The sequence below is a fragment of the Streptomyces fractus genome (assembly GCF_049844455.1).
Lineage (GTDB): Bacteria > Actinomycetota > Actinomycetes > Streptomycetales > Streptomycetaceae > Streptomyces > Streptomyces fractus.
The window spans coordinates 4,297,268-4,310,868 of record NZ_JBMYHI010000002.1 but is presented as its reverse complement, the minus strand read 5'-3'; the positions used below and the strand labels follow the sequence as shown (position 1 = coordinate 4,310,868).

Sequence of the window (13,601 nt, the reverse complement as noted above, 5' to 3'; positions counted from 1 at the left end):
GAAGGGCGGCACCCCATGCCGTGGGGTGCCGCCCTTTTGTGGTGACCGGGATCAGTGGTGACCGGGGTCAGACCTTCGCCGGTTCCTTCGGCTCGGGGCCCTTCGGGTCCGAGTCCAGGGCCGGGCCCGACGGGCCCTCCTCGGCACGGGCCTCGGGGGACTCGCCCGCGTCGACGTCCTGGTTGAACTCGACCAGCATGTCCTGCGTGAAGCCGAAGTAGTACGTCGCCAGGAAGCCGACGACGTAGCCGACGAGCAGGCCGCCCAGGTAGATCGCGCAGGTCATGCCCAGGCCGTGGTTGCCGTCGAGGAGCGGGAACAGGGCCCAGCCGGACGGGCCGATGGCGGTCGAGCCGACCTGGTAGCCGAGCATCGAGAAGACGCCGATGAACGCGCCGCCCGCCGCGCCGCCGACGCACGCCGTGATGAAGGGGCGGCCGAGCGGGAGCGAGACGCCGTAGATGAGGGGCTCGCCCACGCCCAGGAAGCCCGCCGGGAGCGCCGACTTGATGGTCTTGCGGATCGACTTGTTGTGCTTGAGCTTCTTGTAGACCGCGATCGCCGAACCGACCTGGCCCGCGCCCGCCATCGCCAGGATCGGCAGGAGGACGGTGTAGCCCTGCTGCTCGATCAGCGTGGTGTGGATGGGGATCAGGGCCTGGTGCAGGCCCAGCATGACGAGGGGGAGGAAGAGGCCGCCGAGGACCGCGCCGGCGAAGACGCCGGTGTTCTCCAGGAGCCAGTTGGCGCCCGTGCCGATGGCGGTGGAGACCTCGCCCGCCACGAACATCAGGCCGAAGATCGTGACCAGGCCGGAGATCAGGACGGTGAGCGTCGGGGTGACCAGCACGTCGAGCGACTCGGGCACCCACTTGCGGCACCACTTCTCGATGTAGACCGCGAGCACCGCCGCGCCGAGCGCGCCGAGGACACCGCCCTGGCCGGGCGACAGCTTGTGGCCGAACGCCGAGATGTCGGCGACACCCGGGTAGACGATGATCGCCGCGACGGCGCCGCCGATGATGGGCGTACCGCCGAACTCCTTGGCGGTGTTGTAGCCGACGAAGACCGCGATCAGCGCCATGAAGCCGGAGGCGATGGCGGCGAGCGCCGGGGTGACCGACGGCAGCCAGCCCAGGTTGATCATCAGGCCGTTGAGGCCGGCGATGATGCCGCAGCCGATCAGCGCCGGGATCAGCGGCACGAAGATGTTGGCGATCTTGCGCAGGAACAGCTTGAACGGGGTGGCGTTCTTCGCCTTCTGCTGCGCCTTGATCGCCGCGCCCTGGGCGGCGAGGTCGTCGGCGGAGGCGCCGGACGAGGCGGGCTCGGGCGCCGGGGCGGCGGCGGCCTCCTGGCGCCCCTCCTCCACGAGGGTCTCGAACTCGGGCGTGACCCGGGCGACCTTCCCCGGTCCGAGGACGATCTGGTACGTCTCGTCCTCGACGACGCCCATGACGTCGGGAAGCGCCTTGAGCGCCTCGTCCTGGACGAGCGAACGGTCCGCGAGGCCCAGCCGGAGCCGGGTCATGCAGTGGACCACAGAGGTGACGTTCGCTGCGCCGCCGACGAGCGGGAGGATCGCGGCGGCGACGGCGCGGTTCTTGTTCTCGGCGTTATCGGCCATGGTGCGTCTTGCCTTGCTGTGCAGGTGGATCTCGGGGACGGGTGGGTGCGGGGTGCGGGGGACTACTGGGTGGCGGCGGCCGCGAGGGCCGCGCGCAGGTGGCCGTCGGACTCCGTGAGGAGCCGGTCGGCGGTGGGGCCGTCGACGTCGCCGAGGACGACGAGGATGGCGTTCTTGACCTCGCCGTCGGTCGCGGCGAGCGCGGCCTCGATGGCGTCGTCGTCGGCGCCGGTGGCGAGGGCGACGATGCGGCGGGAGCGGGCCCGGAGCTTCTCGTTGGAGGCGCGCACGTCGACCATGAGGTTTCCGTACGTCTTGCCGAGCCGGATCATGGAGATCGTCGACAGCATGTTGAGCACGAGCTTCTGCGCCGTGCCCGCCTTCAGGCGGGTGGAGCCGGTGAGCAGCTCGGGGCCGACGACGACCTCGATGCCGTGGTCCGCGGCGGCGGCGAGCGCGCTGTCCGCGTTGCAGGACAGGCCGACGGTGAGCGCGCCGTAGCGGGCGCGGGCGTGCTCGACGGCGCCGATCGCGTACGGGGTGCGGCCCGAGGCCGAGATGCCGACGACGATGTCGTTCTCGGTGAGGTCGATGGCGTCCAGGTCGGCGGCCGCGAGCTCCTTGGAGTCCTCGGCGCCCTCGACGGCCTTGACCATGGCGGACGGGCCGCCCGCGATCAGGCCGACGACCTGGCCGTCCCACGTGTTGAAGGTGGGCGGGCACTCGGAGGCGTCGAGGACGCCCATCCGGCCCGCGGTGCCGGCGCCCGCGTAGATGAGGCGGCCGCCGCGGGCCATCCGCTCGGCGGTGCCGTCGATCGCGGCGGAGATCTGCGGGAGCTGGGCGGCGACGGCGGTGGGCACGGAGGCGTCCTCGCCGTTCATCAGCTTCGCGATCTCCAGCGTGGGGAGCTGGTCGATCTCGGCGAGTTCCGGGCGGAATGCCTCCGTCGTGAGCGTGGCCAGTTGCGCGCGGAGGTCGGCGTAGGGGGCGTCCGGGGTGGCGGTCATGGTGAGGGTTCGGCTCTCTGTGCGGGAGGGTTCTGTTGCTGTGGGACGGCGTCGCGGTCGCGGGGCGCTGCCCCGGACCCCGCGCCTCAATCGCCGGCGGGGCTTGAACTACTTGCACTGCACCGCCTGATGGCGGTGGGCCAGGGCCTCGTAGGACGCGGAGAGGGCCGGCGCCGCCGTCTCGTACGTGCGTTGGGCGATGCCCACGAACAGGCAGTCCACGACCAGGAGCTGGCTCGTGCGGGAGGACATCGCCGCGGGCCGCAGCTCGCTCTCGCGGGCGATGGACGTGGTCAGTATGTGGTCGGCGTACTGGGAGACCGGGCTGCCGGGGCGGCCGGTGATCGCGATCGTGGTGGCGCCGCGCTCGAAGGCGACCCGCAGCGGCTCGATCACGTCGCCGGTGGTGCCGGAGTGCGTGATCGCCACCGCCACGTCCCCGGAGCGGAGCGTCACCGCGTTGTGGACGGCCAGGTGCGGGTCCGAGTGCGCGTACGCGTGCCGGCCGATGCGCAGCAGCTTCTGCGCGAGGTCCTGGGCCACGAGGCCGGAGGCCGCCATGCCGTAGATCTCGACGCGGCCCGCGCTCGCCATGGCGGTCACGGCGGCGCCGAGCTGCGCGGTGTCGAGTGCGGCGGCGGTGTCGGCGAGGGTCTGCTGCTCGTCGTAGGCGAGCTTGGCGACGACGTCGGTCAGCGGGTCGTCGACGGCGATGTCCGCGGTGACGGCGGGCGCCCGGCCCGACTGCTGCTGGGCGGCGAGCCCGGCGAGCGCCAGGCGCAGGTCCCGGTAGCCGGGGTAGCCGAGGATGCGGGCGGTGCGCACCACCGTGGCCTCGCTGGTGCCGGTGAGCTCGGCGAGTCCGGTGACGGTCAGGGCGGCGCAGCCCGCCGGGTCCCCGGCGACCGCCTCGGCGACCCGCTGCATGGAGCGGGTCATGGACGGTGCGAGGGTGCGCACCTTGGCGGCGAGCGCCGCGGGGGCCGGCGGCGCGTCACCGGCGAAACTTTCCTTCACGTTGTTGCTCACGTAATGAAAGATATTTTCGGAGCCGGATCCGGTCAAGGGTCCTTCGTCCCGGAGGGGGGCTCGAAAGGGGGAGGGGCACAATTGGGGGTATGGACACCATCAGCCCCTTGGAGCAGGCCCTGCACGCGGCCCGCGCGCTCGTGCTCGCGGATCTGAAGGCGGGCGACGTCGCGGATTCGGACATCGTCTCGCTGGTGGAGGAGTCGATCGTGTCGCGGCGCTGGTGGGTGGAGCAGTGGCCGCAGGGGGTGGAGTTCGTGACCGGGCTCGTCGCCCAGGACGTCAAGGACGGAATCCTGGAGCGGCACGGCCGCTGGCCGCTGTGCCCGGTGTGCGGCCCCGGCTCGGGCGCGGAGGCCCCGCACGCGCTGGACGTCGAGCCGGAGCTGGGCGCGGACCCGCACTGGGTGTGCTCGGAGGCCGGCGTGAGCGTGGCGCCGGTCGGCGGCCTCGGGTCGGTGACGGGGTGACGGTCTACATAGATCCGCCGACCTGGCCGGGGCACGACCGCATGTGGTCGCACCTGGTCAGCGACGTCTCATACGATGAACTCCACGCGTTCGCCGAGGGGTTGGGCGTTCCGCCGCGCGCCTTCGAGCGCGACCATTACGACCTCCCTTCGCACCGGTACGGGGACGCGGTGCGCGCGGGAGCGGTCGAGATCGGCTCGAAGGAGCTGGTGCGCAGGCTGACGGAGGCGGGCTTGCGGCGGCGGAAGCGGCGGTCCGCGTAATTTCAAGCCCCTTCGGCGACTGAGGAGCGGGGGTCGGAGCGGAGTCCCGTGGCGTCGGGCACGCTCCCGGAACCGGTGACGACCTTCGACGCCGTACGCCGGTGCAGGCGCACCGACACCGTGGTCAACGCGAGCGCCACCACCGTCATCGCGCCCCCGGCCCACGCCGTGGCCGGATAACCGAGACCCGCGTCGATGACCGTGCCGCCGAGCCAGGGTCCGCCCGTGTTGCCCAGGTTGAACGCGGCGGTCGTGGTCGCGCCCGCCAGGGTGGGTGCGGCGCCCGCGACGTTGAACATCCGGGCGTTGAGGGCCGGCGCCGTGTAGAACGCGGAGAAGCCGAGCAGGAACGAAAGCACCACCGCCGCGACGGCGAACTGGCCGAGTACGGTGAGCGCCGCGAGGAAGACGGTGGACGCGGCGATGCCGGTCAGCAGGACGCCGAAGAGGTGCGCGTCGGCGATCCGCCCGCCGAGCGTCGAACCGGCGAGGGCGCCGAGCCCGAACAGTGCGAGGACCGCGGGGACCCAGCTCTCGGGCAGGCCCGCGACGTCCGTCAGGAGCGGCGAGAGATAGCTGAACGCGCAGAAGACGCCGCCCGCGGCGAGCGCGGTGACGGCGATGGACAGCCACACCTGACGGTCCGCGTAGATGCTCAACTCCCGCTTGAGGCGCGGCTGTTCGGCGGGCAGCGGAATCTTCGGCACGAGGGTCACGATGCCGACGAGGGCGATCGCGGAGGCGACACCCACCGCCCAGAACGCGGCGCGCCAGCCGAGCCCGTCGCCGAGGAACGCGCCCGCCGGGACGCCGAGCACGTTCGCGATCGACAGGCCGCCGATCATGACGGCCATGGCGCGGGCCCGCTGGTTCACCGGCACCATCGCGATGGCGACGGCCGCGCCGACCGCCCAGAACCCGGCGCAGGCGAGGGCCGATACGACGCGGGAGGCGAACAGGATCGCGTAGGTCGGGGCGAGCGCGCCCGCGACCTGGCCGAGGCCGAACACCGTGATGAGCGAGATCAGGGTGGTCCGGCGCGGCAGCCGCAGGGTCGCGACCGCGAGCAGCGGGGCGCCGACCACCATGCCGATGGCGAAGGCCGAGATCAGCAGTCCGGCCTGCGGGATCGTGACGTCCATGTCGTCGGCGACCGCGGGGAGGATCCCGGACAGCATGAACTCGCTGGTCCCGAGGGCGAAGACGCTGAGGCCGAGGATGTAGACGGCCAGGGGCATACGGGTGTTCGAGCGGGGGTCTGAGGGGCCGGGGGAGTCCGGGCTGGGCTGTGGGGACATGTAAGGAGCCAACCTGGGCGTGACAGGTGGCATTCCCGGACCGGCGGGTCGTGGCGCACTGTTCGTACGCCGTTCACACGCACCGCCGCATGCGCCGGGTCAGGGAGTCAGCAGATCCAGCTCGGCCGTCAGGTTCTCGCGGGCGGCGGACTCCCAGTGGGACCTGCCGTGCGGGGTGCGGAACAGCCGTGGCAGGTCGAGGAGTTGGCGCAGGACCCCGGCCCTGCCCTCGCGGAACGCCTCGTCCGGCACGAACGCGTACTCCTCGCGGACGGCCTTGGTGTACGCGGCGTAGGCGGGCGCGGGTGCGGCCAGGATCGCCAGGTCGGCATCGCACAGCGCCTCGCCGTCGGTGTCGCCGTCGGCCGGGTCGTGGGTGACGGTGAGGCGGACGAGGCGGGCCACCTCGGCGACACCCTCCGGGCTCAACCCGGCTTCCGGCAGGGCGAGTTCGGCCAGGGCCGCGGACCGCTCCTCGTTCTCGGAGCGGTCGGGCCGGTACACCGCGTCGTGGAACCAGGCCGCGAGCCGGACGAGTTCGGGCCGCTCCGCGTGCTCCTCCAGCACGTCGATGTGGTCGAGTACCGCCGTGAGGTGCTCGACCGTGTGGTACTTGCGCTGCGGCTCGGACCACCGGGCGAGGAGATTGTCGGCGTACGGGTACGGGTCGGGGGCGGTGCCCGCGGTCGCCGCCCGGAGTGTGCGGGCCCAGCGCTCGCGCAGGTCGGGGGAGACGGCGGGGCGGTCGTCGTACGTCATGGAACCGAGCCTAGCCCCGCCCGTATGAGCCCCTGCGGCGATTGAGCAGCGGGGTCCGGGGCGGAGCCCCGTGGGCGGGGGACGGGCGGCCGGAAACCCGTTGGCTCCCGGTGGCAGCCGTCCCGTACACTCGCCCGTCTCCCCCGCCTCCCCGCGCCGACACCCGCCGGCCGGCCGGAGCGCGCCGCCGACCGGACGGAAACCGGCCGGGAACGTTCTGTACGCGTACCTGGATCCGGAGGCAGAACCCCGTGAGCACGTCACCGTCGTCGTCCGCGCCCTCGACCTCACCGCTCGAGCGCGAGCGCGCGCACCTGGTCTCGTCCCGCTCCGCCCTGCGCGCGATGCGCGAGGACGCGGAGGCGCTCGACATCCGCGACGTCACCGCGAACTGGGTGAACACCGAGGTGCTTCAGCACCAGATCGACGAGCGGATCAAGGCGCTCGCCGACCTCAGCCACACGCCGCTGTTCTTCGGCCGCCTCGACTATCTGCACGCCCCCGGGGCGGACGTCGCCGAGGGGGCCGAGGGCGAGAAGTTCTACATCGGGCGGCGGCACGTGCACGACGCCGAGGGCGACCCGATGGTGATCGACTGGCGTGCGCCCGTGTCCCAGCCCTTCTACCGGGCCTCCAAGAAGGACCCGATGGACGTCGCGCTGCGCCGCCGCTTCGGTTACACGGGCGGCGACCTCACCGCGTACGAGGACGAGCACCTCACCGATCCGGCCGAGGCCGAGCAGACCAGCAAGCTGCTCCAGCAGGAGATCGAGCGGCCGCGTGTCGGCCCGATGCGCGACATCGTTGCCACCATTCAGCCGGAGCAGGACGAGATCGTCAGGAGCGGGCTCGCCGGTTCGGTGTGCGTCCAGGGCGGCCCCGGCACCGGCAAGACCGCCGTCGGCCTGCACCGTGTCGCGTATCTGCTGTACGCGCACCGGGAGCGGCTGGCGCGGACCGGGACGCTCGTCATCGGGCCGAACGCGTCCTTCCTCCACTACATCGAGCAGGTGCTGCCCGCGCTGGGCGAGCTGGAGGTCAAGCAGGCGACGGTGGACGACCTGGTCGCGCATGTGGAGGTGCGGGGCGTCGACGATCCCGCCGCCGCGCTCGTGAAGGGGGACGCGCGGATGGCCGAGGTGCTGCGGCGGGCGCTGCGCTCGCACATCACGCCGCCCACCGAGGGCGTCGTGGTGGTGCGCGGCTCGCGCCGCTGGCGGGTCCCGTCGTACGAACTGGAGGAGATCGTCCGGGAGTTGATGGCCCGCGACATGCGGTACGGGGCCGCGCGCGAGGCCCTGCCGCAGCGGATCGCGCACGCCGTGCTCGTCCAGATGGAGCGCGCGGGCGAGGCGCCCGACGACCGGGTGCAGAACGCGGTGGCGCGCAATGCCGCCGTGAAGGCCGTGGTCAAGGAGATCTGGCCGCCCGTCGACCCGGCGAAGCTGGTGCTGCGGCTGCTGTCGGACGGCGACTTCCTGGCCGAGCACGCGGATGGGCTGCTCGACGCCGACGAGCAGAAGACCGTGCTGTGGCAGAAGCCGGCGCGCAGCGTGAAGAGCGCCAAGTGGGCGGCCGCGGACGCCGTGTTGATCGACGAGGCATTCGATCTGATCGAGCGGACGCACTCGCTGGGCCATGTGGTGCTCGACGAGGCGCAGGACCTGTCGCCCATGCAGTACCGCGCGGTGGGGCGGCGCGCCACGACCGGTTCGGTGACCGTGCTCGGGGATCTCGCGCAGGGTACGACGCCGTGGGCGACGCGGAGCTGGGACGAGGCGCTGTCCCATCTGGGCAAGGCGGACGCGGTGGTGGAGGAGCTGACGCTGGGCTTCCGTGTGCCGGCCGACGTGATCACGTACGCGTCCCTGCTGTTGCCGGACATCGCGCCGGGGCTCACGCCGGTGGCGTCGGTCCGGGAGAACCCGGGGGCGTTCGAGGTGCGGCCGGTGAGCGGGGCCGGGGACGTGGTGGCGGCGTGCGTCGAGGCGCTGGGCAACGAGGGCTCGGTCGGGCTCATCGCGGCGGACGCGCGGTGCGAGGCGCTTGGCGCTGCGCTGGCGGAGGCCGGGTTGCGGTACCTCGCACCGGGCGAGGAGACGACGGCGGAGGCCCGCTTGACCCTGGTCCCGGCGTCGCTCGCCAAGGGCCTCGAGTACGACTACGTGGTCCTGGACGAGCCGGCGGCGGTGGTCGACGCGGAACCGGACGAGCGAACGGGTCTGCGGCGGTTGTACGTGGCGCTGACGCGAGCGGTATCGGGCCTGCTGGTGACCCACGCGGCACCGTTGCCACCACAACTGGGCTAGCCGGGGCGGGCCCCTCGTCACGGTTGCGCGGCACCGGGGGCCGCCTTGCCCACCCTGCCGCCCAAGGCGGCAGATTGCCCAAGGCGGCGGCGACACCTTCAAGCCCCGCAACGGATGGGCATTTCAAGCCCCTGCGGCGCTTGAGCAGCGGGGTCCGGGGCGGAGCCCCGATCTTTTCCAGCCCCGCCGGCGATTGAGGCGCGGGGTCCGGGGCGGAGCCCCGTGGCGTAGGAACGGGGGGCCGGGGCCCGCGGACTACCCGTCCAACGCCTCCCGCCACACCCGCACCGCATCCGCCGAAACCGCCCCCTCCCACCCCGCGGGGCGACTCGCCCCGCCGATGTGGAACGCCGAGACCCCGGCCGCCCGCAACCCCGGCACATGGTCCAGGCGGAGCCCCCCGCCGACCAGGATCCGCTGCTCGTACCCGGGCTCACCGGAGGCCGCGCGGGCCGCCTCCGCGAGGAGCACGTCGAGCCCCGCGTCCACCCCGTCCGCCGAACCGGCGGTGAGGTACGTGTCGAGCCCCGGCAGGTCGGCGAGCTGCTTGCGGAGCGCGTCGCGGTCGGCGGCCCGGTCGATGGCCCGGTGGAACGTCCAGCGGCAGCCGTCGAGTGCGGCCACGACCGACTCCACCGCGGCCAGGTCGGGGCCGCCCTGCTCGTCGAGGAACCCGAGGACGAACTCGTCCGCGCCCGCGGCCCGCAGCGCCTTCGCGGCCCGTACCAGCGCGGTCACGTCCTCGGGGGAGCCCGCCGCGAACCCGTCGGTCGCCCGCAGCATCACGCGCAGCCGGATGTCCACGGCGGCGCGGATCGCCGTGAACGTCTCCACGGACGGCGTGAGCCCGTCCGCGGCCATGTCCGTGACCAGCTCGAGCCGGTCCGCACCTCCGGCCTGAGCGGCGACGGCGTCCTCGGCGTCGAGGGCGATCACCTCCAGGACTGCACGCTCGCTCATGAGGCTCCAGACAGGTCTAGTCCAATGGTCCGCCTGCCCACTTTACGCCGCGGGTCCCGCGAGTGCGACCATTCCCCGCCGCGTGCCCCACCCCCTTGCGCCGGGTACCCCCAGGGGGTATAACTGGATCATATGGAGAGGTACCCATAGGGGGTACTCGAATCGTACTCGGGTACCCGGCCACACCCCGCAATCGAGGAGGCACCATGTCGGCGCACACCGTCGTCCCGCCCGAACAGGTGGAACTCGCGATCGGTGGCATGACCTGCGCGTCGTGCGCCGCCCGTGTCGAGAAGAAGCTGAACCGCATGGACGGCGTCGAGGCGACCGTCAACTACGCGACCGAGAAGGCCAAGGTCAGCTACGGGGACGGGGTGGAGGTCGCGGACCTCATCGCCACCGTCGAGGCCACCGGCTACACGGCGCAGCAGCCCGCGCCCCCCGCGTCCTCCTCCGGCAAGGCCGAAGGCGAAAGCGGCGGTGACGGCGCGGAGGAGGCGGAGGAGGACAGCCGCGAGCTGCGCACGCTGCGGGAGCGGCTGATCACCGCCGTCGTGCTCGCCGTGCCCGTCATCGCGATGTCGATGATCCCGGCGCTCCAGTTCGAGTACTGGCAGTGGCTGTCCCTGACCCTCGCCGCGCCCGTCGTCGTGTACGCGGCCTGGCCCTTTCACAAGGCCGCGTACACCAACGCGCGGCACGGCGCCGCGACGATGGACACCCTGGTCTCGGTCGGCGTCTCCGCCGCGTTCCTGTGGTCGCTGTGGGCGCTGTTCTTCGGCACGGCCGGCATGCCCGGCATGACCCACCCCTTCGAGCTGACCATCTCCCGCACGGACGGCGCCGGGAACATCTACCTGGAGGCCGCAGCGGGCGTCACCGCGTTCATCCTCGCGGGCCGCTACTTCGAGGCGCGCTCCAAGCGCAAGGCGGGCGCCGCGCTCCGCGCGTTGCTGCACCTGGGCGCCAAGGACGTCACCGTCGTACGGGACGTACGAGGCGGCGGGAGCCGCGAAGAGACCATTCCCGTGGGCGAGTTGAAGGTCGGCGACCGGTTCCTCGTGCGGCCCGGCGAGAAGATCGCCACCGACGGAAGTGTCGTCGAGGGCACCTCCGCCGTGGACGCCTCCATGCTCACCGGCGAGTCCGTACCGGTCGAGGTCGCGGCCGGGGACGCGGTCACGGGCGCCACACTGAACGTGGGCGGAAGGCTCGTCGTCGAGGCCACCCGCGTCGGCTCCGACACCCAGCTCGCCCGCATGGCGAAGCTCGTCGAGGACGCGCAGAACGGGAAGGCGGCGGCCCAGCGCCTCGCCGACAAGATCTCCGCGGTGTTCGTGCCGGTCGTCATCGCGCTCGCCCTCGCCACGCTCGCCTTCTGGCTGCTCAAGGGGGAGGGGCTGACCGCGGCCTTCACCGCGGCCGTCGCCGTACTGATCATCGCCTGCCCGTGCGCCCTCGGCCTCGCGACGCCCACCGCCCTCATGGTCGGCACGGGCCGCGGCGCCCAGCTCGGCATCCTGATCAAGGGCCCGGAGGTCCTGGAGACGACCCGCAAGGTCGACACGATCGTCCTCGACAAGACCGGAACCGTCACCACCGGACGGATGACGCTGCTCGGCGTGCACACCGCCGAGGGCGTCGAGCGGGCCGAAGTGCTGCGCCTCGCCGGGGCGTTGGAGCACGCGTCCGAGCACCCGATCGCGCAGGCCGTGGCGACGGGAGCGGCGGCCGAGGTCGGCACGCTGCCGACGCCCGAGGACTTTGCGAACGTCGCCGGGCTCGGTGTCCAGGGCGTCGTGGACGGGCACGCGATGCTGGTCGGGCGCGAGAAGTTGCTCAATGAGTGGGAGATCGGCCTCCCGGCGGGGCTCGCGAAGGCCAAGGCCGAGGCCGAGCAGGCCGGGCGTACGGCGATCGCCGTGGCCTGGGACGGCGAGGCGCGCGCGGTCCTGGAGGTGGCCGACGCGGTGAAGGAGACCAGCGCGGAGGCCGTCCGGCGGCTGCGCGGGCTCGGGCTCCGGCCGGTGCTGCTGACCGGGGACAACGAGGCCGTGGCCCGTTCCGTCGCCGCGGAGGTCGGCATCACGGATCCGGCGGACGTCATCGCGGAGGTCCTTCCGCAGGACAAGGTCGACGTCGTCAAGAGCCTTCAGGGCGAGGGGCGTTCGGTGGCCATGGTCGGCGACGGCGTCAACGACGCGGCGGCGCTCGCGCAGGCCGACCTCGGGCTCGCGATGGGCACGGGGACGGACGCGGCGATCGAGGCCGGTGACCTCACCCTCGTACGGGGTGACCTGCGGGCGGCGGTCGACGCGATCCGGCTGTCGCGGCGGACCCTGAACACCATCAAGAGCAACCTGTTCTGGGCCTTCGCCTACAACGTCGCGGCGCTGCCGCTGGCCGCGGCGGGGCTGTTGAACCCGATGATCGCGGGGGCGGCGATGGCGTTCTCGTCGGTGTTCGTGGTGGGCAACAGCCTGCGGCTGCGGAGGTTCAAGGCGCAGGTGTCGTAGGCCCGGTGTCGTAGACCGGGAGGGCGCCGTGAGGGGCGGTACAGTCGCCGGACTGTGACCGCCCCTTCACGCTGTGCGTACGCCCTTTTGTCGTTGTCCGTCGCCGCGCTGGCCACGCTCTGCGTGTGGCAGGGGGCGCCCATGGCGGACGTTCTCGTCTACCGGGCCGAGGGCGCCGCCGTGCTCGCCGGTGGCGGTGATCTGTACGGGTTCGCCGTCACGCGGTGGCAACTCCCCGCCACGTACCCGCCGTTCGCGGCGCTGCTCTTCGCGCCCACGGCGTGGGTCCCGCTGCCCGTCCTCAAGGGCGCCTTTCTCCTCGTCAACATCGCGCTGGTCGTGGTCCTGGTCCGGTTGTTCTGCCGGTTCGCGGGGCTGCGGGTGTCGCGGGCGGTGGTGGGCGCGGTCGCCGCGTTCGCGCTGTGGCTCGAACCGGTCTTCCAGACGGTCCTGTTCGGGCAGATCAACCTGGCTCTCGCGTGCCTCATCCTGTGGGATCTGACGCGGCCGCCCGGTGTGCCCGGCAAGGGCCTCGCGCTCGGCATCGCGACCGGCGTCAAGCTCACGCCCGCCGTCTTCATCGTCCACCTGTTCCTCACGGGAAGGCGGCGGGAGGTGGCGTGCGCGCTCGCCGGGTTCGTGGGCACCGTCGTGGTGGGCGCGCTCGTACTGCCGTACGCCACCTGGGAGTTCTGGACGCGGCGGCTCTACGAGACCGGGCGGGTCGGCAAGGCGTGGATCGTCGACAACCAGTCCTTGCAGGGGCTGGTGGCGCGGGTGCTGCACACCGCCGAACCGGGGTTGCTGTGGGCCGTGCCGGCCGGGGTCGTCGCGGTGGTGGGGCTGTACGCGGCGCGGCGCGCGCCGGCCGCCCGTGGGGTGGTCCTGGCGGCGTTCACGGCGCTGCTCGTCTCGCCGATCAGCTGGTCGCACCACTGGGTGTGGTGCGTGCCGCTGATCGCGGTGGTGTGGGCGGAGGGGCGCCGCCGCGCGGCGTGGGTGCTCGCGGCGGTCTTCACCGCCCGCACGATGTGGCTCCTGCCGCACGCGGGCCCGCTCGACCTCCACCTCACGTGGTGGCAACAACCCTTGGCCTCCCCGTACACCCTGCTCGGCTGCACCGTGCTCTGGGCCTCCCGCCCCCCTCCCGCGGCACCGGGGGCCGCCTTGCCCACCCTGCCGCCCAAGGCGGCAGATTGCCCAAGGCGCCACTGACCTCGTCAGGGCTAAGCACATCAAGCCCCTGCGGCGATTGAGCAGCGGGGTCCGGGGCGGAGCCCCGTGGCCGGTACGTCGGTGCGGCAAGGATCAGCCTCGCCGGCGATTGAGGCGCGGGGTCCGGGGCGGAGCCCCGTGGCGT

The 13,601-nt window shown here is 72.7% G+C and carries 11 protein-coding genes; 5 read left to right on the top strand and 6 right to left on the bottom strand.

Annotated features, from left to right (window positions below; genetic code table 11):
* Positions 1-67 precede the first annotated feature (67 nt).
* From ACP4E5_RS21375 to ACP4E5_RS21365, 3 genes are all read right to left on the bottom strand, one after another.
* Entirely contained in the window at positions 68-1,627 is a 1,560-nt protein-coding gene (locus ACP4E5_RS21375) for a PTS transporter subunit EIIC (RefSeq protein ID WP_425831057.1), read from the bottom strand.
* A 62-nt stretch (positions 1,628-1,689) separates the two neighbouring features.
* The gene (gene murQ / locus ACP4E5_RS21370; RefSeq protein ID WP_425831055.1) at positions 1,690-2,637 is read right to left on the bottom strand and encodes an N-acetylmuramic acid 6-phosphate etherase; all 948 of its coding nucleotides are present in this window, start codon (positions 2,635-2,637) and stop codon (positions 1,690-1,692) included.
* A gap of 108 nt (positions 2,638-2,745) precedes the next feature.
* Entirely contained in the window at positions 2,746-3,666 is a 921-nt protein-coding gene (locus ACP4E5_RS21365) for a MurR/RpiR family transcriptional regulator (RefSeq protein WP_425831053.1), read from the bottom strand.
* An 89-nt stretch (positions 3,667-3,755) separates the two neighbouring features.
* Between ACP4E5_RS21365 and ACP4E5_RS21360 the strand changes: the two genes are divergently transcribed.
* The gene (locus tag ACP4E5_RS21360; RefSeq protein ID WP_425831051.1) at positions 3,756-4,136 is read left to right on the top strand and encodes a hypothetical protein; all 381 of its coding nucleotides are present in this window, start codon (positions 3,756-3,758) and stop codon (positions 4,134-4,136) included.
* On the top strand, positions 4,133-4,399 hold the full coding sequence (locus ACP4E5_RS21355; protein WP_425831049.1) for a DUF4031 domain-containing protein: 267 nt from the start codon (positions 4,133-4,135) through the stop codon (positions 4,397-4,399). The genes ACP4E5_RS21360 and ACP4E5_RS21355 overlap by 4 nt, the downstream gene beginning before the upstream one ends.
* A gap of 2 nt (positions 4,400-4,401) precedes the next feature.
* Here the strand turns inward: ACP4E5_RS21355 and ACP4E5_RS21350 are convergent, their stop codons facing one another.
* Together ACP4E5_RS21350 and ACP4E5_RS21345 are read right to left on the bottom strand one after the other, a co-directional pair.
* Entirely contained in the window at positions 4,402-5,637 is a 1,236-nt protein-coding gene (locus ACP4E5_RS21350) for a Cmx/CmrA family chloramphenicol efflux MFS transporter (protein ID WP_425831047.1), read from the bottom strand.
* Positions 5,638-5,796: 159 nt separating this feature from the next.
* On the bottom strand, positions 5,797-6,456 hold the full coding sequence (locus ACP4E5_RS21345; protein WP_425831045.1) for an HD domain-containing protein: 660 nt from the start codon (positions 6,454-6,456) through the stop codon (positions 5,797-5,799).
* Between the two features lie 344 nt (positions 6,457-6,800).
* Between ACP4E5_RS21345 and ACP4E5_RS21340 the strand changes: the two genes are divergently transcribed.
* Positions 6,801-8,765 (top strand): HelD family protein, encoded by a 1,965-nt coding sequence (locus ACP4E5_RS21340; RefSeq protein WP_425841530.1) that lies wholly within the window; start codon positions 6,801-6,803, stop codon positions 8,763-8,765.
* A gap of 255 nt (positions 8,766-9,020) precedes the next feature.
* Here the strand turns inward: ACP4E5_RS21340 and ACP4E5_RS21335 are convergent, their stop codons facing one another.
* Positions 9,021-9,725: a copper homeostasis protein CutC gene (locus tag ACP4E5_RS21335; protein WP_425831043.1), complete on the bottom strand. Its 705-nt coding sequence runs from the start codon at positions 9,723-9,725 to the stop codon at positions 9,021-9,023.
* Positions 9,726-9,931: 206 nt separating this feature from the next.
* Between ACP4E5_RS21335 and ACP4E5_RS21330 the strand changes: the two genes are divergently transcribed.
* Positions 9,932-12,241 carry a heavy metal translocating P-type ATPase gene (locus tag ACP4E5_RS21330; RefSeq protein WP_425831041.1) on the top strand — a complete coding sequence of 770 codons (2,310 nt, stop codon included), beginning with the start codon at positions 9,932-9,934 and terminating at the stop codon, positions 12,239-12,241.
* Positions 12,242-12,382: 141 nt separating this feature from the next.
* Complete coding sequence (locus tag ACP4E5_RS21325; protein ID WP_425831039.1) at positions 12,383-13,456, top strand: glycosyltransferase 87 family protein; 1,074 nt, start codon at positions 12,383-12,385, stop codon at positions 13,454-13,456.
* The last annotated feature ends 145 nt before the right edge of the window (positions 13,457-13,601 follow it).

Excerpts from the sequence above, each read along its gene's own strand:
- ACP4E5_RS21340 (WP_425841530.1), top strand. The coding sequence starts at position 6,801 with ATGCGCGAGGACGCGGAGGCGCTCGACATCCGCGACGTCACCGCGAAC.
- murQ (WP_425831055.1), bottom strand. The coding sequence starts at position 2,637 with ATGACCGCCACCCCGGACGCCCCCTACGCCGACCTCCGCGCGCAACTG.
- ACP4E5_RS21325 (WP_425831039.1), top strand. The coding sequence starts at position 12,383 with ATGGCGGACGTTCTCGTCTACCGGGCCGAGGGCGCCGCCGTGCTCGCC.
- ACP4E5_RS21330 (WP_425831041.1), top strand. The coding sequence starts at position 9,932 with ATGTCGGCGCACACCGTCGTCCCGCCCGAACAGGTGGAACTCGCGATC.
- ACP4E5_RS21360 (WP_425831051.1), top strand. The coding sequence starts at position 3,756 with ATGGACACCATCAGCCCCTTGGAGCAGGCCCTGCACGCGGCCCGCGCG.
- ACP4E5_RS21375 (WP_425831057.1), bottom strand. The coding sequence starts at position 1,627 with ATGGCCGATAACGCCGAGAACAAGAACCGCGCCGTCGCCGCCGCGATC.
- ACP4E5_RS21335 (WP_425831043.1), bottom strand. The coding sequence starts at position 9,725 with ATGAGCGAGCGTGCAGTCCTGGAGGTGATCGCCCTCGACGCCGAGGAC.
- ACP4E5_RS21345 (WP_425831045.1), bottom strand. The coding sequence starts at position 6,456 with ATGACGTACGACGACCGCCCCGCCGTCTCCCCCGACCTGCGCGAGCGC.
- ACP4E5_RS21350 (WP_425831047.1), bottom strand. The coding sequence starts at position 5,637 with ATGCCCCTGGCCGTCTACATCCTCGGCCTCAGCGTCTTCGCCCTCGGG.